The organism is Dyadobacter crusticola DSM 16708 (assembly GCF_000701505.1).
Lineage (GTDB): Bacteria > Bacteroidota > Bacteroidia > Cytophagales > Spirosomataceae > Dyadobacter > Dyadobacter crusticola.
The window spans coordinates 484,611-505,566 of record NZ_JNJB01000004.1; the positions used below are offsets into that span (position 1 = coordinate 484,611).

The 20,956-nt window shown below is 47.5% G+C and carries 18 protein-coding genes; 12 read left to right on the forward strand and 6 right to left on the reverse strand.

Features of this window, described 5'->3' with window-relative positions; all coding sequences use genetic code 11:
• Nucleotide 1: 1 nt before the first annotated feature.
• Complete coding sequence (locus Q369_RS0105600; RefSeq protein WP_031526828.1) at nt 2-805, reverse strand: endonuclease/exonuclease/phosphatase family protein; 804 nt, start codon at nt 803-805, stop codon at nt 2-4.
• Nucleotides 806-917: 112 nt separating this feature from the next.
• Here Q369_RS0105600 and Q369_RS0105605 point away from each other — a divergent pair, with 112 nt between their 5' ends.
• The gene (locus Q369_RS0105605; RefSeq protein WP_031526829.1) at nt 918-2,240 is read left to right on the forward strand and encodes a M16 family metallopeptidase; all 1,323 of its coding nucleotides are present in this window, start codon (nt 918-920) and stop codon (nt 2,238-2,240) included.
• A gap of 40 nt (nt 2,241-2,280) precedes the next feature.
• The gene (locus Q369_RS0105610; protein WP_031526830.1) at nt 2,281-3,657 is read left to right on the forward strand and encodes a M16 family metallopeptidase; all 1,377 of its coding nucleotides are present in this window, start codon (nt 2,281-2,283) and stop codon (nt 3,655-3,657) included.
• Nucleotides 3,658-3,715: 58 nt separating this feature from the next.
• Here the strand turns inward: Q369_RS0105610 and Q369_RS0105615 are convergent, their stop codons facing one another.
• Entirely contained in the window at nt 3,716-3,952 is a 237-nt protein-coding gene (locus tag Q369_RS0105615) for a hypothetical protein (RefSeq protein ID WP_031526831.1), read from the reverse strand.
• Between the two features lie 8 nt (nt 3,953-3,960).
• On the opposite strand from Q369_RS0105615, the gene Q369_RS0105620 reads away from it, so the two are divergent.
• A complete protein-coding gene (locus tag Q369_RS0105620) occupies nt 3,961-4,815 on the forward strand; it encodes a sugar phosphate isomerase/epimerase family protein (RefSeq protein WP_031526832.1) in 855 nt (284 codons plus the stop codon).
• A gap of 139 nt (nt 4,816-4,954) precedes the next feature.
• On the opposite strand, the gene Q369_RS0105625 is transcribed toward Q369_RS0105620, so the two are convergent.
• From Q369_RS0105625 to Q369_RS0105640, 4 genes are all read right to left on the reverse strand, one after another.
• Nucleotides 4,955-6,853, reverse strand: coding sequence for a RagB/SusD family nutrient uptake outer membrane protein (locus tag Q369_RS0105625; RefSeq protein WP_031526833.1), 1,899 nt, complete (start codon nt 6,851-6,853; stop codon nt 4,955-4,957).
• Nucleotides 6,854-6,869: 16 nt separating this feature from the next.
• Nucleotides 6,870-10,370 (reverse strand): TonB-dependent receptor, encoded by a 3,501-nt coding sequence (locus Q369_RS0105630; RefSeq protein WP_229206741.1) that lies wholly within the window; start codon nt 10,368-10,370, stop codon nt 6,870-6,872.
• 163 nt (nt 10,371-10,533) lie between these two features.
• Nucleotides 10,534-11,670, reverse strand: coding sequence for a FecR family protein (locus Q369_RS0105635; protein ID WP_031526835.1), 1,137 nt, complete (start codon nt 11,668-11,670; stop codon nt 10,534-10,536).
• Between the two features lie 88 nt (nt 11,671-11,758).
• Entirely contained in the window at nt 11,759-12,349 is a 591-nt protein-coding gene (locus Q369_RS0105640; protein WP_031526836.1) for an RNA polymerase sigma factor, read from the reverse strand.
• A 153-nt stretch (nt 12,350-12,502) separates the two neighbouring features.
• On the opposite strand from Q369_RS0105640, the gene Q369_RS0105645 reads away from it, so the two are divergent.
• The 9 genes from Q369_RS0105645 to Q369_RS0105685 all read left to right on the forward strand — a co-directional run bounded on the left by Q369_RS0105645 (nt 12,503) and on the right by Q369_RS0105685 (nt 20,955).
• Nucleotides 12,503-13,459 (forward strand): isopenicillin N synthase family dioxygenase, encoded by a 957-nt coding sequence (locus Q369_RS0105645; RefSeq protein ID WP_031526837.1) that lies wholly within the window; start codon nt 12,503-12,505, stop codon nt 13,457-13,459.
• A 59-nt stretch (nt 13,460-13,518) separates the two neighbouring features.
• Nucleotides 13,519-14,661: a chromate efflux transporter gene (chrA, locus tag Q369_RS0105650; protein WP_051663927.1), complete on the forward strand. Its 1,143-nt coding sequence runs from the start codon at nt 13,519-13,521 to the stop codon at nt 14,659-14,661.
• A gap of 52 nt (nt 14,662-14,713) precedes the next feature.
• The gene (locus Q369_RS0105655; RefSeq protein ID WP_031526839.1) at nt 14,714-15,139 is read left to right on the forward strand and encodes a helix-turn-helix domain-containing protein; all 426 of its coding nucleotides are present in this window, start codon (nt 14,714-14,716) and stop codon (nt 15,137-15,139) included.
• Between the two features lie 161 nt (nt 15,140-15,300).
• A complete protein-coding gene (locus Q369_RS0105660) occupies nt 15,301-18,276 on the forward strand; it encodes a serine hydrolase domain-containing protein (RefSeq protein ID WP_031526840.1) in 2,976 nt (991 codons plus the stop codon).
• 62 nt (nt 18,277-18,338) lie between these two features.
• Nucleotides 18,339-18,665, forward strand: coding sequence for a DciA family protein (locus Q369_RS0105665; RefSeq protein WP_031526841.1), 327 nt, complete (start codon nt 18,339-18,341; stop codon nt 18,663-18,665).
• Between the two features lie 36 nt (nt 18,666-18,701).
• Nucleotides 18,702-18,902, forward strand: coding sequence for a DUF2683 family protein (locus Q369_RS0105670; RefSeq protein WP_031526842.1), 201 nt, complete (start codon nt 18,702-18,704; stop codon nt 18,900-18,902).
• Complete coding sequence (locus tag Q369_RS0105675; RefSeq protein ID WP_031526843.1) at nt 18,893-19,171, forward strand: Txe/YoeB family addiction module toxin; 279 nt, start codon at nt 18,893-18,895, stop codon at nt 19,169-19,171. Before Q369_RS0105670 ends, Q369_RS0105675 begins: the two co-directional genes overlap by 10 nt.
• A gap of 47 nt (nt 19,172-19,218) precedes the next feature.
• Nucleotides 19,219-20,151: a S66 peptidase family protein gene (locus Q369_RS0105680; RefSeq protein ID WP_031526844.1), complete on the forward strand. Its 933-nt coding sequence runs from the start codon at nt 19,219-19,221 to the stop codon at nt 20,149-20,151.
• A gap of 3 nt (nt 20,152-20,154) precedes the next feature.
• Nucleotides 20,155-20,955 carry an SDR family oxidoreductase gene (locus tag Q369_RS0105685; RefSeq protein WP_031526845.1) on the forward strand — a complete coding sequence of 267 codons (801 nt, stop codon included), beginning with the start codon at nt 20,155-20,157 and terminating at the stop codon, nt 20,953-20,955.
• The last annotated feature ends 1 nt before the right edge of the window (nt 20,956 follow it).

Sequence of the window (20,956 nt, forward strand, 5' to 3'; positions counted from 1 at the left end):
GTTATTTCAATATAAAATCAGCTACCACAGGCAAGTGATCAGAAGCATATTTTTCATCGATCACGCGGGTGTTGGAAGCTTTCAGGTTATCCGATTTGAACATGATAAAATCGATCGTTTTGTTAGGCTTTTCAACCGGGATCGTGAAGCCGCATTCTGAGCAGGTTCTCTTGAAGTATTGATCGAGATAAGTGATCACTTTGCTTTCCGGCACTGCGTTGAAATCTCCGGCCAAAATCATGGGCAGCTCGGTTTTTCCAAAATGCGTGATGATCGTTTCGGCTTGCAGTACGCGGTTCGGTTCTTTCAAACCCAAATGCGTACTTGCAAAAACCAGCTTTTTGTTGTTCGGCAATGTAACTCTAATTGCAGCCACCGTGCGGTCTTCCTCTTTCAGCTCTGCATGAATGGGCAGTTTGTAGCGTACAGAATCAACGATCGGGAATTTAGACAAAACAGCAACGCCGTAATCGCCTCCGCCGTGGTCAATTGCTTTGGAAAAATAGAATTTCATCCCCGTCAGTTCAGCGAGCTGCTGCGCCTGGTTTTTACCTTTTCCGGATCTTCCGGTATTTACATCTACTTCCTGTAATGCAACGAAATGGGGCTTTTCTGCATTGATAACCTTTGCAATGGCCTCAATGTCAATTTTATCGCCGGCAGAAGGCGGATTGGCATGATGGATATTGTAGGTCATTACTTTGAAGCGCTGGTCTTTGCGCAGCACTTCGGAATACTCTTTGGAAAAGCCGGCGAGGGTTGCGAATCCTACCAGGATCAGCAGGACCCGGAGCGTGTTTTTCATATAAATCGGATGGTTTAGGATTATTCAGGTGCCAAAAATAAGCGTTTAGATTTTTTCCACGCCAGCTTTTTAATTTTCATTATCATTACGAAATCATTAACCAGCGACTTTTATGAGGCTAAAATTTTTACTGCTGCTAGTGGCCGTTTCAGCAGGATTGAGCAGCGCATTTGGCCAAACCAAACCGGAAGATGTGAAAACCTTCGCATTGGCCAACGGAATGAAGTTCCTTGTGCTGGAAGACCATTCCATTCCAAATGCCAATATGTACATTTTCTGGAAAGTCGGCTCGCGGAACGAGGTGCACGGCATTACCGGACTCTCCCATTTCTTCGAACACATGATGTTCAATGGTTCCAAGAATTTCGGGCCCAAAGAATTCGACCGTTTTATGGAAGCAAATGGCGGCTCCAACAATGCATATACCACTGAAAACGTGACTGTGTACACAGACTGGTTTCAGAAAGACGCACTGGAACCCATTTTCAAGCTCGAATCTGACCGCATTGCCAATTTGTCCATTGACCCGAAAATGGTCGAAAGCGAGCGCGGGGTGGTACTTTCAGAGCGCAGTACCGGCCTGGAAAACAGCAACTACCGCCTCATCGGCGAATTGGTACAATCCGTTGCATTCCAGGAACATCCATATATGTTCCCTGTGATCGGGTTTGAGTCTGATATCAAAAGCTGGACGCAGGAAGATCTGGAAAACTATTTCAAAACATACTATTCTCCCAACAATGCGACCGTCGTGATTGTGGGCGACATTACTTTGGAACAGGTAAAAAAGCTGGCAGATCAATATATGGCGCCGATTCCGGCAAGGGGCTTACCACCTAAGATCAGGACCGTGGAGCCGCCACAGAACGGAGAAAGAAGAGTGACCGCCTACAAAGACATTGCAACCCCGAATGTTTTAATGGCGTACCACGTACCCGAGACAAAACATGAAGATTACTACGCATTAGAACTGTTCAGCAGTCTTTTGACCTCCGGCAATTCTTCCCGACTTACCAAATCCCTGGTAATGGACTCCACGCTGGCAACAAATGTGTCCAGCTTTACCGACCAGAGTTTCGATCCCAGCCTTTTCGTGATCTATGCAATCGCGGGCAGCAACGTTTCCGCGCCGGATCTTGAAAAAGCGATCGATAACCAGATCGAAATGGTGATCAAAGACGGGGTGAAAGAAGAGGAACTTCAAAAAGTGAAAAATCAGAAGCTGATGGAATTTTATCGTACGCTGGAAAGCATCAATGGAAAAGCAAACAGCCTGGGTAGTTATGATGTGTTTTTTGGTGATTATAAAAAGATGTTTGAAGCACCGGAGCTGTACAAAAAAGTGACTGTGGAAGATATAAAGCGGGTTGCTGCCAAATACTTCACGTCACGCAACCGAACAGTGGGATACCTGCTTCCTGAGAAATCAAAATAGCCCATTCATATTACTGACATTCATTCATAACTTTTGAAATATGAAAAAGATACTATTTGTGTGGGCTGCGCTGCTTTCCCTTTCCGCCTCTGCACAAAACAACTTTAAGCTTTCCGCGTACGAGAAATTCAAGCTGAAAAATGGGCTGACCGTCTACTTAATGGAGCAGCACGAAGTTCCGCTGATCAATGTATCAGCTGTTTTTGACGCGGGTTCTATCAACGATGGGGACAAGTACGGACTTGCCGGCATAACCGCGGATGCACTGATGTTTGGCACAGAGAAATACACCAAGCCGCAGATCGAGGAAATGACTGATTTCGTAGGTGCCACCATCAATACCTATGCTGGAAAAGATATGGCGGGTGTCACCTCTTCCTTCGCGGTAAAAGACCAGGAGAGGCTGTTCGATATCATTCAGCAGGTGTTAATGCATCCTGTATTTGACAAAACTGAATTTGAAAAACATAAACAGCGCACAATTCAGCAGCTGGTGCGCCAAAAGGAGAGTCCGCGCGCGGTGATTACTAATTACATGAATGCATTTATGTTCAACAACTTCCCTTACGCAACACCCGGCGGCGGCACACAGTCGACTGTTGAAAAGCTGACAGCCGCTGATGCGAAAGCCTTTTATGAAGGAAACTATACTTCCGGTCGCGGCGCCATTGCTGTTGTTGGTGATTTTAAAACAGCAGATATGAAGAAGAAAATCACGGCATTATTCGGAAGCTGGAAAACGGCACCTTACCGCATGGTAAAACGGGTTGCACCTGATCTGGAATTTGAAAAAAGTCGGGTTCTGCTTGTGGACAAGCCAGATGCAAGGGAAACTACCTTTTCAATCAGCGGGAAAGGAATTGGTTACAATTCGGCGGACTACGTACCTGTTCTCGTGGTGAATACCATTCTCGGCGGGCGATTTACCTCGTGGCTCAACGATGCGCTACGTGTAAATTCAGGACTTACTTACGGGGCCAGAAGCGGCTTCACCCGCTATAAGTTTGCCGGCACATTCGCGATCAGTACTTTCACTAAAAACTCTACCACGGTACCTGCCATCGATATGGCGCTGCAAGTGTTGGACAGTCTGCATAAAACGGGAATTAATGAGGAAATTCTCAAATCGGCGAAAGCATACGTGAAAGGCAGCTTTCCGCCTGCATATGAATCGGCAGGTGAACTGGCGCAGCTGCTTACAGACATGCATGTTTACAATTTTGATGAAAGTTTTATCAACACTTTTCAGTCGAAAGTCGATGGTATGACCACCGCGCATGCCAGGGATATCATTGCCAATCACTTTCCCAAAGACAAACTCCAATTCATCCTGATCGGAAAAGCAGACGAAATTCGCGACCAGGTAAAGAAGTACGGTGAAATCACTGAAAAGCAGATTAAGGCTGACGGGTTTTAGTATAAGTTGAAGAGTCTTTTCTTTTAAGAGCATTGTGCATACGGCGCTTCGACTGCGCTCAGCCTGACAAAGTATTTTGCTCATCAAGCATGGAAGAGCTCACTGCGAGACAGCGCAATGCATTGCCAAGCGAATCGGAACAAGCATTGTCAAGCGAAGCGAAAAAAGCTTTGTCAAGCGAAGCGAAAAAAGCTTTGTCAAGCGAAGCGAAACAAGCTTTGTCAGGCTGAGCGAAACAAGCTTTGTCAGGCTGAGCGGAGTCGAAGCTAAGGTGCACTATATCACCATTAACCATACTTTGAAATGAACAAACTATTAAAAACGTGTCTGTTTGCGGCTGCTACTTTGGTAGGGCAAGAGGCGGTTTTGGCGCAGGGTAAGGTTTATACCAACCCGATTGGCTTGCAGGCGTATACTTTCCGCGGGAGCTGGCCGAAGGGAATTGAGGCTACACTCGATACCATTAAATCCCTGGGCGTAACAGAAATGGAAGGCGGCCCGATAGCGGGAATGACTACCGAAGAGCTGCGCAAACAACTCGACAAGCGCGGCATTAAAATGGTTTCTATCGGTGCCGATTACAAAAAACTGGCCGAAAGCGCGGAGCAAACGATCAAAGATGCTAAAACGCTGGGCGCTAAATACGTGATGGTAGCCTGGATTCCTCACAATGGTAAATTCGATCTTGAAACTGCAAAGAAAGCCGTAGCCGACTTCAACAAAGCAGGAAAAGCATTGAAAGAAGCAGGTATCGAGCTGACTTACCACAATCACGGGTACGAATTCGAGCCTTATGAAGACGGTACCCTGTTTGATTACATCGTCAAAAACACGAATCCGGAATACGTGAATTTTGAAATGGATGTACTCTGGACTGCATTCCCCGGACAAGATCCTGCGAAGCTGCTGCTGAAATATCCGACCCGCTGGAAACTAATGCACCTGAAAGACCTGAAAAAAGGAGTAGTAGGCAACCTCTCCGGCGGCACGCCCACCACCAACGACGTAGCATTAGGCACAGGCCAGATTGACATTCCTGCAGTATTGAAAGCAGCGAAAAAAGTAGGGATCAAACACTACTTCATAGAAGACGAAAGTCCAAGCTACTTGAAGCAAATACCGGTGACAATTGCTTATATCAAGTCTATTAAGGAGTAAGGAGGAAAAAGGGAGGAAGGGTCTTCGGCTGCGCTCAGACTGACAAGGCATTTTAATTGAGCGCCGCTACCTTTGTCAGCTTGAGCGCCCTACTTGTCAGCCTGAGCGCCCTACTTGTCAGCCTGAGCGCAGTCGAAGGCTACCACCCAGGATTCTGCTTCAACCCCGGCGTTCTTTGCAATTCATCCTGCATAATCGGGAATAAATAATGCCGTGGAGTTACGAAAACGCGGCTTTCTACTAAGTAGCGTTGCATTTTGTACTTCTTACCTTCTACTTCGATCTTTCCATTCGGATCTTCAACAGGCTTCATTCCATTGATCATCCTTTGTGTTTTGGGGTATGGCCAACCCAGTTGCGCGCGCTGCTCGTTGGTAGCACCCGAACTTTGCCAGGCTTGTTCTCTCGCAAGCTCTTTCGCAGAACTTGGTTCAAGGTATAGCCGCGAAGACCAGATCCTGTTATTTTCATAAAACAGCTCTACCCGACGCTCGCGCTTGATGTATTCATCCATTAAAGCCTTGTTGGTTTGTACCTCCGGCGGCATTGGCGCCATAAATGAGCGGGCCCGCACCTCATTGATCATCGCATAAATCTCTGCATTCGGACCGGCAGATTCGTTGACAGCCTCTGCATAGATGTAGATAAACTCCGGCAAACGCCAAACCGGCGGGCCACTGATCGAAAAGCTCTTGTCGCGGTTCCAGGACTCACGAAGTATTTTGCGCAGAAAATAGCCTGTGGTAGTCGAGTTGGTCGCACCGATCTTATCCGCTCCTGCGGCCGTATTGATCACCCTTCCTTTGAATGTAGAACCGTGGTATACAATGTCGCGGTGAAAGCGTGGGTCTCGTTTGATCCCTTCGTACGGATTTGCATCATCATACCCGTCCGCTTTTGCTCTCGGTCCGTAAATTGGATATCCATATCCGTTTTTAGCTACATATTCGTATTCATCAACCTGCTCCTGCACAGGCATCTGGCGCGAGCTGCCGCCCCAGCTTGGCGGGTAAATATCACCCTGCCAGTTATGGTCTTTGTCTCTCGTAACGAAGAAAACAGCCTCATTCTGAAATGCTTCCATGTTGTGGTACAAATCCCAAAGCCTCGCGGGCACTTTCGAATTGTTATTATTCACGCCCGCATCATCCCTGAAATCACTGGCATCGTGGCCTTTGTACAAGTTGTAACGCAATCGCCCATCTACTTTGAAATCGATCACAGCTTTTGCAGCATCCCTCGCTGCTATCCACCGCCCTGCATTGAATGCATATTCGGATGCAAACTGGCGGGTATCATTCGGAAAAGTACCGCCATTCCACATAGGCGTGGCTGCCATCCAGGCTACCATTGCCTTCAATCCCAGGCAAGCACCTTTATCCACCCGACCGAAGTCCGCACCGCCCCAGCTCCCGGGTACCAGCGCTATCGCCGAGTCGCAGTCCGCCGAAATCTTGGCAGCAATGGAATGGAAGGATTCCTGTTTAAAATCCATTTGCTCAGTAGGTGCAACAGTTCTGTTCATGTACACTACTTCACCATACATGCGTGCAGCCAGGTAATGGAAATAGGCCCGCATAAAGTAAGTCTCTCCCAGTCTTTTGGACAAATCTCCCGCCTGCAATGGATTGTCCGGCGTATTGTATTTCCGAACACCTTCGAGAATTACATTCGTTTTCCTGATCCGGTCGTACAAATCCCACCAGTACTGTCCGCGACTGCTCCGGTCGGGCATCGAATTTGAATTCCAGTCCCCGGTATTAAACTTGTTTGTAAGACTACCTTCCGCAGTTGACCCCTCCGCCTCGTCCGTTACCGGGGCAGTTGAGAAGTGGGAGAAGAACACGAGCGGACTGTTGGAGCCTTTTGCATTGTCGTACAGGTCCGTAATCAGCTGGTTGGTTTTATTATATCGTGTAAAAACCTGCTCCGCATCTACCTGGTCGTCGGGTTTTCTATCTAAAAAATCCTGGTCACACGACGCCAGCATTCCGCCGATCACTAACGCAGCAATTGTATATATTTTTCTGGTTTTCATAAGTTTTCAGGAATAATCAGAATGAAATGTCAACACCAAAATTCACTACCTTCTGGATCGGGTACCAGTCACCGGTACCTTCACGGGTTTCAGGATCCATATCTACATCACCCAGCCCGTCCCACGTTAGCAGGTTCATTCCCTGCACGTAAAAACGCACCTGGTCAAGACCGATTTTCTTGATGGTTGGCCTCGGCAGATTGTAGCCCAATTCAATCGTTTTCAGCCTCACGTATTTGGAATCATACAAAAACAAGCTACTGTTCGCATTCTTGTTGTTGCTGTGATCTCCGAAATGCAGCGCAGGATAAGTCGCAGTTGAAGCTGTTTCCGGTGTCCAGCGGTTCAGGTGCATTGGTTTTACTTTTCCGTACTTATCCTGGCTGAACAAAGGAAAATCGTAAACCGCCGCGCCGGAAAGCTGTACCGAAGCCCGGGTCGCGCCCTGGAACAACATACTGAAATCGAAGTTTTTGTACCTGCCTCCTACTGGCAAACCGAACATAATTTCCGGGTTGCGCGGATTTCCTGCAGCTTGCCTGTCACCCAGGTCGTCAATGCGCCCGTCGCCATTCAGGTCTTTGTAAACCACATCGCCAGGCCGCAGCGTACCCCAGGACTGGTAGCCGCTCCCCTGGTTCATTGCATTCAATGCATCCGCCTCCTCCTGATTACCTACAAAATGGTCGAAGATATAGTTGAAATGTTCGTTGATCCGTTTTCCCGTGTTTGCCCGGCCTGCATTAGCATAGGGAATTTCGTTCATGAACACGATCTTATTTCGGGCAAATGAAAGATTTGGCCTGATGAAATAAGTCGCATTCTTACCTATGCTACCGGTCCAGCCGATTTCCATATCGAAACCTTTGTTGTTAACTATTCCCGAGTTCAGATAAGGCGCATTCTTTCCGACAATATCCGGAAAACCAAGCTTGTTGCCTCCACCCATATCCGTGATAATGTCGTACCGGTGCTCGTGGAACAGGTCGAGGGTGAATGTGAGATGTTTCAGAAGAGTAGCGTCGATACCGATGTTGGCTTTTCTGGCTTTTTCCCAGGTCAGATCAGGATTGGCGAGATCGCCTTCGGACAAAAATCCGCCCGCTCCTGAGCCAAAATTATCAGTTCCGAAATTGTAATCTCCACCCCTTCCACCGAAGTATTGCAGGTAAATAAAGCGCTTGTCATTAGGAACCCGGTCACTTCCTACCAAGCCGTAAGAACCACGTATTTTCAGGTTGTTCAGCCAGCTTTGAGAGCTGGTCAGGAATTTCTCTTTTGACAAAACCCAACCAGCCGAAACTGACGGAAAAAACCCATAGCGCTTTCCTTTCGCAAAATTCTCCGATCCATTGTAAGCCGCATTGAATTCCAGCAGATAGCGGTCGTCGTAACCGTAAGTGGCACGGGCGGTAACTCCCTGGTAGCTGAATGGAACCTGGTTGTTGATAATCCGGCGCGACCTGTTGCCCAAAATCATCCCGGTTACATTGTGCAAGCCAAAGTTTCGCATGTAATCGATTTTCGCCTGAATGTACGTGCGGCTTTCATTGTCTTTGTTATCATATCCATTCCCGATCGTCTGGTCGATATCGTATTTATTCCCCGATTTGTAAGCACCGGTATAGCGTCCCGGTGTACGATATACGTCACTCCCGTCAGCAGGCACAAACGTCGCATAACCGGGGTATTCACGATAACCTTCCGAGTAGGTATTCACCCGCCGGTTGATCCAGCCGCCGTCACTTGCGTCGTAGGAAAACATTCCGTCGATCGATAATCCTTCGGTAATGAAATTAAGCTTGTGGCCCAGCGAGAATGAACCGTTCAGATAAGTGTTTTTCTCATTCAAGAAACCTGTCCGGCTTAATTCTCCGAGAATGTTGAACCTGTAAATCTGATCTCCGTAGAGCATACCCAGCGGATTATTGGCTGCGAAAACACGGTTTGCGGGGTCATCATTTGGCTCAACGATAATCGGCAGATAGGAAGGCTGCGTATTAGCGAGCTCCACAATTCTCGCCGCAGTGGTACCTGGTGCGTTGCGGTCGGTAATGCGGGCACCGATATCGAGCTTGGCGTAAAAGTTATCTGTGATATCAATGTCGATATTTGACCGGAAATTGTAACGCTTGAAAACAGCCTGCGTGCTGTTGGTGCTCAAATCGGTGTGCTTGTAGTTACCATCCTGCTGAAAATAGTTGGCCAGAACAAAATATCTGGCCCTCAAAGATCCACCGCTAATAGATAAACTGTAATCATGCTGCACACCAGGCTTGAATGCATAGTCGAAATAATTCCAATTGTAACCGAGCCCGTCTGAATTGTCCCCTTTTGCCTTACGCCAGTTTGCAATGGAGGCTTCCGAGAAAAGGTTTAATGTAGACGGATCCGCGTCGGGATTATCATTTCTTCTGGCTTCATTATATAACATTGCATAGTCGGCCGAGCCCAGGTAAGTCGGGAATTTCACGGGTTGGTTTACACCCACCGAAGCTTTGAAATTGACAGTGGCCTTGTCCTGCACTTTCCCGCGCCGGGTGGTGATCAGGATTACCCCGTTCGCCCCCCTAACCCCGTACGGAGCTGTTGCGCTCGCATCTTTCAGGATCGTAAATGTCTCAATTTCAGAAGGTGCCAGGTAATCCATACTTCTTTCCAGACCATCGATGATCACGATCGGCGATTGATTTCCGTAAGTGGCGGTACCACGGATGAAAATCTCACTTCGGTCAACCCCTGGCTCTCCGCCGCCGAATTGGTTTGCAAAAAGACCGGGAAGTCTTCCAGCCAGTGCATTGGTAATGCTGGCTGTGGGACTTTGTTTCAGATCTTCGGTAGTAATGGTCGCAATGGAGCCGGTAATGGTCGCTTTCCGCTGCGAACCGAAACCCACAATCACCACTTCCTCTAACCCGCCCAGGTCTTCCTGCAATTGTATGTTGAATGAAGTTTGTGCATCTATCACCTGTTCTTTTCCAAGGAATCCGATAAAGGAAATCACGAGCACATCACCCTGTTCGGCTTCAATCGTGAATTTCCCGTTCGCATCCGTGGAGGTACCTTTATCAGTACCCTTTACTATCACAGTCGCCCCGGCGAGCGCCAATCCCTTGGTATCCTGAATGGTACCAGTAATTTCTCTGATCGTCGCGACGGCTACCGGGGCTTCCGCCGACATTGTTCGAATAAGCGTCTGGCCGGGTTGGTCTTCCTTCTTGAACACCGCAATCTGTTTCCCGATGATTTTGTAAGCCAGCCCCGATCCTTTCAGCGCCTTGTTCAGAATGGAAGGGACTGTCTCGTTTTTTACATCGAGATTCAAAGAAGCTTCCTTCTTTCCGGCGAAAAGATCGTCGCTATAAAAGATCCGGTAATCTGTTTTATCCTGGATCTCATTGAACAGGGTGGTCAGGCTTCCATTGCGGATTTTTACATCCATTCTGTTTTTTTGCGCATAACCTGTCGCGTGCACGCTCATCATTGCAACCCAGAGCAGCAGTATAGTCAATTTCATAATAGTCAGCAATTTCCGGGAGCACAGCACTCCCAAAGGGCAATGCCCTGAAAGGTCAAATTTTTTCATAAATTTGATTCAACTTTTGTGATACATGAGTTAGAAATCACTTGCTTGCCGGCAAGTGTAATCGATCGGAAGACGTTGCCGCGTCTTCCGTTTTTTATTGGGTAATAGTGCTTTTCCCTAGTACAAACCTCCTTTCCGTTTGATGATATTCGAGTGCTGTGGCGGCCGACACAATGTCCAGTACGTGGGTAATATCTTCCTGCAAATCCAGCGATCCTGAAAAGGTTTTCAGCCTGCTGTCTGTTTCGGCCAATTCAATATCCACCTTATAATAGCGCGACAGCTTTTTTAGGATTTCACCCAGCGGAGCGCGTCGGTTGAGCAAGTAGCCGTCTTTCCATGAAACATATTCCATTACATTCACCTGCTCCACGTTGAGGGAAGTATTTCCAGGATCGTAAACTGCGCGCATTCCAGGTTGCAGCCTGCGTTTTTTGGCTTTGAAGATGGATTGCTGGTTAGCAGTAAGTTCAATGCTGCCATTCACGAGTACCGTCGACGCCTGCGGATCGTCGCCGTATGCGCTCACATCGAACTCTGTCCCGAAAACCTGGACTTTCATGTTTTTAGTATGTACAAAAAACGGCTTATCCTCCGCGTGCGTCACCGAAAAGTAAGCCTGGCCTTCGAGATATACCTCGCGATCTTTGCCGGTAAACTGCGCGGGGTACACGAGCTTCGATCCCGAGTTGACCCAGATCCTGGTACCGTCCGTTAATGTAATCACGGAACGCTTTCCATAGGGCACGATCAAAGTATTGAATTCCTGTCCCGAAACCTGCTGGTCAATCGCGGTGACAGAATCGACGCGGATCAGGCTTCCATTTTTTCCGTAAGTCAGCGAGGAGTTTTGTTTTTCCAAACTGATCATTCTCTGATCTGCCAGAACGAGCCGCGTCGCTTCCGAATCAACGGCAGCTGCCGCGGCTACTTTCTGCATTGCAGCGCCCGCGCCTCTGTTCAGACTGAAATACCCGAGCGTCGAAATAAGCGCAACGGCAACGGATGCAGCAACTGAGTACCACAACCTGTTTATTCTTACATGCCTCTTCTGCTGGATGCTCTCCTCGACCCGGGTCCACAAGTAAGTTTTCTCCGAAAGCTGGAGGCTTTCGTGACGGATATGCTGCATCAGCTGGCGCGTTGACTCTGCTGTTTTCTGATCCTCCGCTGATAATTCCGGAAGTTCAGGATTTTCCGATTTTGCTTTCCTGGGTAGTCTTCTCTTCATGCGCAAACTTGTTTGACATACAAGAGAAGGATTTCGACAGGATATAGACTTGGAAAATGATTTATTTTTATAAAAAGTTGGAGGAAAGTTACTGCCAGCAGAAAATCAGGAGAATAGAGCCGAATTCCAGCTTTCCGCGGAGCTGCTTCAATGCGCGGTAAATGAATGTGCGGCATGTTGGCACCGAAATCTGCATCACAGCCGCTATCTGATCGTAATCGAGATTTTGGTTGTACCGCAGGTAAAGTATCTCCCGCTGACGCTCGGGAAGTTGGTTCATTTCAGAGGCGAGCTGCTGCATCAGCTCCCGCTGTCCTTCATCCATAATTATTTCCTGTTCTATACTGAACGAAAATGCATTCATCCCAAAAGTATCCTCTGCATTCCAGCTGTCCAGGCGTAGCCGGGTTGCTTTTCGATGTGCCGCATACAGCTTCCTCCGGAAGGATTTCAGCATGTAAAATTTCACATTCACTTCCTGCGACAAGCCACTCCGGTAACTATGAAGGTCAATGAAAAGGTCGTGGATACAATCCTTTACCAGATCATCGTCAGCAGTATAGCGCATTCCGAATGCAAAAAGACTGTCGGAAAAACGGTCATACAGCTGACTGAATGCCTGCTGGTCGCCAGAAACGAAACGCTCCCATAGTTCGGTTTCCGGTAGTGTATGTGTCATAGCTGAGTAGCAAAATTTTAATTAAAATTATAACAATTATATTAAACACACCAAGCCTGTGTACAACATATCCGATCTGCAAGCACCGATATGTTGGATGATCAGCTTGCCAAGTTCAGCGATAGTTTTATACTTTGCACAAAAATGGACAATATGGAACCTGCATTGTTAAATCAAGTCCCTTCGCTGGATTTGGCCGATTTCACTTCCGGAAATCCCGGGCAAAAAGCACAGTTTGTCGCTGACCTTGGCGCCGCTTTCACGAACATCGGTTTTGTCGCCATTAAAAACCACGGACTGAGCGACGAACTGCGCGAAAAATTGTATGCCGCAGTGCAGGAGTTTTTCAGACAGCCAGACGAGATTAAGAGAAAATACGAATTCCCTAACCTTTTCGGTCAACGCGGGTACATTAGTAAAGGAAAAGAAACAGCAAAAGGCTTTAAGGTAGCCGACCTGAAAGAGTTTTATCACGTTGGTCAGCCGGAGCCTATCGGGAATATGCCCTCCAATGTGTTTCCGGAGGGTTTTCCTGATTTTGAAAAATACACGCTCGAAGTCTACAAGACTTTTGAAAATACGGGAAAAACGCTTTTACGTGCGATTGCCATTTACCTGAATTTGGACGAAGACTATTTTGAAGATAAAGTTAAAAATGGCGACAGTCTCCTGCGTGCATTGCATTACTTCCCTATTCCCAACCCCGAGCTGGTACCGGAAGGCGCAGTAAGGGCCGCGGCACACGGGGATATTAACCTGATTACATTGTTAATGGGCGCCAGCGCGGAAGGTTTGGAAGTGCTGCGCCGCGACGGAGAATGGATCGCGATCACTGCCCTACCCGACCAGATCGTGGTGAATGTAGGCGATATGCTCGACCGGCTGACCAACCATAAACTGAAATCAACTATTCACCGGGTAGTCAATCCGCCGCGGGAGAAAATGGGCACATCAAGGTATTCTATACCCTTTTTCATGCACCCGAGAGCAGATATGGACCTGACGAGCCTGGAAAGCTGTGTCACGACGGAAAACCCCAAATTGTACACCAATATGACGGCAGGCGAATTTTTGGATGAGCGCCTGAGGGAACTGGGTTTGAAAAAATAATTGCAGCAACCAACTTGGCTCCCCCACCCATCCGCCGTTTCAGATACATCATTTACCTGATGGATATCCTCTTGCTCTCGCTTACTGCATTCGGTGGGCCGCAGGTGCACCTGATGATGATGATCGAGCGGCTGGTACGCAAAAGAAGGTACATTACAGAAGAAGAACTGCTTGAATTACAGGCACTTTGCCAGGTACTACCCGGACCAAGCTCCACGCAGACGGTTACTGCTATTGGCCTGAAAATTGGCGGCCAACCCCTCGCCTATCTGACGCTGATTGTGTGGTCGATACCGGCAATGGTGTTCATGACTGCGGCAGCAATCGGCATTCATTATCTTGAAAAGCAGTCTATTTCGCTCAATTTCACGCGCTTTGTGGGGCCAATGGCAGTCGCGTTCCTGATGTACGGCGCTTCTGCGATCGCACGAAAAGTAGTCCATAACAGGCAGGGCTGGACTTTTCTGATCATCTCCACGATACTGGCTTACTTGTACCCGTCTCCTTACATGACGCCCCTGCTGATCGTGCTCGGCGGCGTGGCCGCTTCGCTGAACTTCAAGAAGCACGAGAAAATGGAGAAAGCGCCTATCCGCATCAAATGGCGACCGATCATTTTCTGGATCTCGGTGCTGGTCGCAGCGGCCCTGATAGGTAAAATCACAAATTCGCTGCCGGTGCGGCTTTTCGAAAACTTTTACCGGAACGGAAGTCTTGTTTTTGGCGGCGGCCAAGTGCTTGTCCCCATTCTTTATAATGAGTTTGTCGGATTCAAAAGTTACCTGAGCGAGCAGGAGTTTCTGGCTGGAATGGCGCTGACGCAGGTGGTACCGGGGCCCGTGTTCTCGATCGCTACTTTTGTGGGAAGTATGTCGCTGCAATCGCACGGAGTTTTTGGGCAGATCGTGGGCGGGTTTGTGGCTACCGCGGGTATTTTCTTGCCGGGTACATTTTTCATTTTCTTCGCCTATCCATTCTGGAACCAGCTCAAAAAGTACCGGGGGATCCGCGCCTCGCTGGAAGGCATACATTCGGCCAGCTGCGGGCTAACGATCGCAGCCGCCATTTCGCTCTTCCAACCGATGATGAACGACTGGCAGCCACTCGTTACCGTGCTCGCCACCCTGCTGATACTTACCTTCGCCAGAGTACCTTCCTACCTTATCATTCTGGGGGGATTGGTTTTGGGTTTGTTGTTTTAAGGAATGCAGCCTTTTTTCCCTAAATTGCCTATTCACTAGACTTCATTTCTTTATGACACATACTACTTCAAATTCGAAGATCCACGAGGGACGCAACCTCAAACGCTTCCGCGAAATGTTGGGTATCAAGCAAGATGCCTTTGCATTTCAGCTAGGCGAAGATTGGAACCAGCAGAAAGTTTCACTTCTTGAACAAAAAGAGAAGATTGACGCAAACATTTTAAATCAGGTAGCCGCAGTCCTCAAAATACCAGCCGAGGCGATTCAACATTTCGAAGAAGAAAAGGCTATCAATATTATCACTAATACCTTTAACAATCACGACCAGTCAAATGGGGTGAATATTTATCCGACATTTCATCAACCTATTGATAAGATCATCCAATATCATGAGGAAAAGATCGCCTTGTATGAGCGAAGGCTGAAAGAGAAAGAGGAGATGATGGCAATGTTGAAAGAGTTAATTGAGAAAAACTAAAAGCACTGTTCACCTACTTTTGTCACCCTGAGCGCAGTCGAAGAGCATGCGTTATCGCTCTTCCCTTCGACTGCGCTCAGGGTGACAAAGCGTAAGAACATATGTGTAGCATTAAAATAGCTTCAACAGAATTTAAACATAGCATACATTAAATCCTTGTAATGAAATTCCTGCCTCACTTTTCTCTTTTCCTGCTTCTCAACAGCTTTCTCGCGAATGCACAGTTAACTACCTCTCCGGCATTCTTAAACAAAAACCTTCCTCTCAAGTCCCGGCAGTGGGTCGACTCTGTGTTCGCTTCGCTGACTCCTGACGAAAGGATCGCTCAGCTGATCATGATCCCGGCGGTATCGGATGTGAAAAGAGCATTGATCGATCCGAAGGCGAGTAGCCCGGAGATGGTTGAAAAACTGATCCGTGAAAATAAAGTGGGCGGGATCGTGTTCTTCCAGGGCGGGCCGGTACCGCAGGCCAGGCTGACAAACCACTATCAATCTATTTCCAAAGTGCCGCTGCTGGTCGCAATGGATGCGGAGTTCGGACTGGCAATGCGCATTGACAGCACGGTTCGTTACCCTTATCAAATGACACTCGGCGCAATCCAGGGCAACAACGTCCTGATCTACGAAATGGGCGCTCAGCTGGCCAGACAGGCAAAAAGGCTGGGTATGCACATTAATTTCGCGCCCGTAGCCGATGTGAACAACAACCCCGATAATCCGGTGATCAGCTTTCGCTCCTTTGGTGAAAACAAATTCAAGGTAGCAGACAAGGCGGTGGCTTATATGAAGGGAATGCAGGACAACGGGTTGCTCACCAGCGCAAAGCATTTTCCCGGCCACGGGGACACAGGGGTTGATTCCCATTTTGACCTCCCTCTAATTGCACATGACGTAAACCGCATTGATTCACTTGAAATGTACCCGTTTAAAGCATTGATCAGCAATGGGATCAGCGGGATCATGATTGCGCATTTGAGTATTCCTGCTTTGGACAAAACCCCAAACCTGCCTTCGACATTATCCAAGCCAATCGTGACAGATATCCTGAGAAAACAGCTCGGTTTCGACGGGCTGATCTATTCCGACGCGATGAATATGAAGGGAGTTACCAAGTATTTCCCTGATGGAAAAGCCGATGCAATGGGGCTCGAAGCGGGAATGGATATTCTGGAATTTACCGAAGATGTGAATAAATCTATTGCCGAGATCAAGAAAAGCATTGCGGAAGGGCGGATCTCGCAGGAGGAAATCGATGCGCGGTGCAAGAAGGTTTTAATGGCAAAAGCCTGGGCCGGACTCGACCGCTACAAGCCAGTCGATATGAATAATCTATATGAAGATCTGAACCCGAAGTCTGCCGAGCTGATCAACAGATTATTGACCGAGAAAGCATTAACAGTTCTGAAAAACGACAACAACCTGCTGCCGCTGCGGGATCTGGATACATTGAAAATCGCTTCCATTTCGCTCGGTGCAGATACCATCACCACTTTCCAGAAAACGCTCGGGCTTTATACGACGGTGGACCATTTCTTTGTTCCTGCCAAAGCAACTGACGCACAGATTGCTGCTGTGAAAGCTAATCTGAAAAACTATAACCTGCTGCTGGTAGGTGTGCATTTGGGAAGCATCTCTCCGAAGACCAACTATGGTCTGACTGAACCCATGAATGCGGTTTTGCAGGAGCTGATCGCGACTAACAAGGCAGTTGTGTCCGTTTTCGGCAATCCGTACTCTTTGAATAAGATAGAAAAAGCAGCGAATGCAAAAGCATTGGTAATGGCTTATCAGCTGACCCCATATACGCAGGACATTTCGGCCCAGCTGATTTTTGGTGCGATACCGGCGAGCGGCAAATTGCCGGTAACTGTGAACACACAATTCCCATATAATGCAGGTATCGAAACGCCGGCAATTGGCAGATTGAAGTACACAATCCCGGAAGAGCTGGGAATGGATTCGAAAATAATAACCTATAAAATTGATTCCATTGCGAACCTGGCGATCACGGAGAAGGCGACGCCGGGCTGCGTGGTACAGCTGGCGAAGGACGGAAAAGTATTTTTCAGAAAAGCCTACGGAAGGCATACTTACGAAGGCAATGCGAATGTAAAGCTGAATGATCTCTACGACCTGGCTTCAGTAACCAAAATCACCGCTTCAACACTCGCATTGATGAGTCTTTGGGACCAGAAGAAATTTGATCTGGACGCTACGATGAAAGATTATCTGCCTGATTTTGCAAAGTCTAACAAGGCAGACCTGGAATGGAGAAAGGTACTAACGCACAGCGCGCGTCTGAAAGCATTTATTGTCCTTTGGAAAGAGGCTCAGAATGCGAACGGAAGCTGGAAAAAGAAGACTTTCAGCACAAAGCAGTCAGCGCGGTACCCGATTTCGGTGGTGGGTGACAGTCTTTTTATTTTTAAAGATTATGACAAAACGATATTCAGATCGATCCGCGACTCTCCTTTGAATGAGAAAGAAGGTTATGTGTACAGTGATTTGTCTTTCATACTGTACCCGCAGATTGTTAAAACCCTATCAGGTGAGAATTTTGAGGATTACCTGAAAAATCACTACTACCACAAACTGGGCGCAAACACATTGACTTTCAACCCGAAACGCTATTACAAACTAGAAGATATTGTGCCTACCGAAAAGGATACGTTTTTCAGGATGACACAGCTGCATGGCCAGGTTCACGATGAAGCCGCAGCTATGCTCGGCGGATTGAGCGGCCACGCGGGGCTTTTCGGGGACGCGAATGACGTGATGAAGGTTTGGCAAATGTATCTGCAACAAGGCTACTACGGCGGCCAGCAGCTGCTTAGCAAGGACGCGCTGATTGAATTTACGAGATACCAGTATCCGGAAACAGGCAGCCGCCGCGGGATTGGTTTTGATAAGCCTACATTCAAGTACTCAGGCAATGCACCGAAGTACGCAAGTCCGTCAAGCTTCGGACATACCGGCTACACCGGAATTATGACGTGGGCTGATCCTGCCTGGAACCTGAACTATGTTTTTCTATCAAACCGGGTTTATCCCACAAGGGAAAACAGCAAAATATCGACATTGAATATACGGACTGCGATCATGGATGTGGTGTACCAGGAGCTGCTAAGAAAGTAGGTACCTGGGCTGGCAGCAGGGCTTTTCTATTCCTATATTTGTACTACTCACCTCTGCATAACATGGCACAACACTATCGGTTTGACAAAGAAAAAGCATCGCGGCGCCCGGGCGTCACGCCGCTGAAAGATGCTATCGATCAGATGCTTGAAAAATACCGGATTCGTACCCGTTTTGACCAGTCGTACGTGGTAGCGCATTGGGATAAAATTATGGGATCGGCAATTGCGACACGCACTCAGAAAGTCTACATTCACGAACGGACACTTTTCCTGCAAATAGAATCCGCCCCGCTACGGAACGAACTTCTCCGCGCCAAAAGCAAGATTATCGAGCTGATCAACAGGGAGATGAAGAGTGATTTGGTTGATGACGTGATATTTATTTAGTTAACTTCGTTATTATCTAATAACGCATTCTGCAAAATGACGACACTAACAATTACTACGGAAAATCAAGAAGTTGTAAAAGCCGTTAAAGCGCTGTTGGAAGACTTCCATGTATCGTTTAAAGAAGAGCAAGAACAGCCCTATAATCCCGAATTTGTTGCTAAGATTGAAAGTAGCAGACAGCAGGTTAGAGAAGGCAAAACAGTAAAAATTGCTTTGGACGATATATGGAAATAGAGTATTCCATTGACGCTCAAAATGATCTGGCCTATTGGCAAAAAACGAAGAATATTCCTGTTCTGAAAAAGCTGAGAGCTCTTATTGAATCTATTCAAGAGTCACCTTTTGAGGGAATAGGCAAACCTGAACCATTGAAGCATAACTTGGCAGGATGCTGGTCCAGACGAATTACGCACGAGCATCGCATTGTTTACGAAGTGATTGATGACACAGTTTTACATTCTTTCGCTCAGAGGTCACTACTCCTAATCAAATACAAAATCTAATGCTTTAACATTTAGAAGGATAGTTGTCCTTTTATGTGGCTATTTCAATGAACCAAATTAAACTCCCTCCATTCCTGCAACCCGGTGACCGAATCGGTATTGTTGCCCCAGCCAGTGTGATCAGGTATGATGATATCCTCGGCGGCATTGACATTTTTACAAACAAATGGGGCCTGAAAGTGACAGAGGGCGAAACTTTGAAGACTGCATTCAACCAGTTTTCTGCCAGTGATGAAATCCGCAGGAATGATTTGCAGAGAATGCTCGATGATCCAGGCATCAATGCAATTATCGCAGCGCGTGGCGGGTATGGCTGTTCACGTATTGTGGACGGGTTGAATTTCGACCGATTTTTACAACATCCAAAATGGATCGTCGGATTCAGTGACCTGACCGTACTTCTTTCGCAGGTATATCAATTAGGATACGCCAGTCTGCATGCGCCAATGGCGAAGTCGATCACTACTTACGGGAGCGAGAAGGCAGAAGAATCTCTGAGACAATTTCTGTTTGGAGAACTTCCTGAATACTCCGTAGATGCATATCATCTCAACAAAACAGGGAAAGTTACTGCGCCGGTGGTAGGCGGAAACCTCTGCATTCTTAACCACCTGATCGGCACCAAAACTGAAATCGACTTTACAGGTAAAATCCTTTTTATAGAAGACATTAACGAGTACCTCTATAACCTGGACAGAATGGTGATCCAGATGAAAAGAGCAGGAAAATTGGAAGGGCTGGCCGGGCTGGTTGTTGGACAGTTTACAGATATGAAAGACAATAGCGCGCCTACATTCGGGAAAGATGCGAATGAGATCATTCACGAGCATATCGCGGAGTATAATTATCCGGTATGTTTCAATTTTCCTGTTGGCCACGTGGGCGACAACCGGGCAATGGGCGTGGGAATGCCTGCCCAATTGAATGTAACTTCCGAAACAGCCCGTTTGCAATTCCTGCCTGTCCCAACTTCAATTTAAATTATGGATTTTTTCAAAAATAAGGTGGTCTGGATCACAGGCGCGAGCTCAGGTATTGGAGAAGCGCTGGCCATGGAATTCGCCCGCGCGGGTGCTCTCCTGGTTCTGACTTCGCGAAGAAGAGAAGAGTTGGAGCGGGTGAAAAAGGCTACCGACCTGCCCGATAATGCTGTGCTGGTGTTACCCATGGACGTTACCGAGCTGGACAAAGCTGCTGCGGCAGCCCGGCAAGTAATCGATCATTTCCATCGCATTGACATCATGGTGCACAATGCAGGTGTGAGCCAGCGATCTTATATCAAAGACACAGACATGGATGTGTATAAAAAGATCATGGAGATCGACTTTTTCAGCACGGTTGCGCTTACGAAGGCTGTGCTGCCGTTTATGACAAATCAGAAAAGCGGGCACTTTATTGTGATCAGCAGTGTGGCCGGGAAAATCGGTACAATAATGCGTTCGGGCTATAATGCAGCAAAACATGCATTGCATGGCTTTTACGACTCACTTCGTGCCGAGGGATATCAGGATAACATTAAAGTTACTACGGTGTGCCCCGGATATATCCGTACAAATATTTCGCTTAATGCATTGAATGAGTCTGGCGGGAAATTTGGTAAAATGGATTCCAATCAGGCGAATGGGATACCTGCCGATGAATGTGCGAGAAAGATCCTGAATGCGGTCAGGAAAGACAAAAAGGAAATTTATATCGGCGGACTGAAAGAGGTAGCGGCGATTTACCTAAAAAGATTCTTCCCCAGCCTGCTTTTCGATCAGGTGAGGAAGAATATTCCTGAATAAG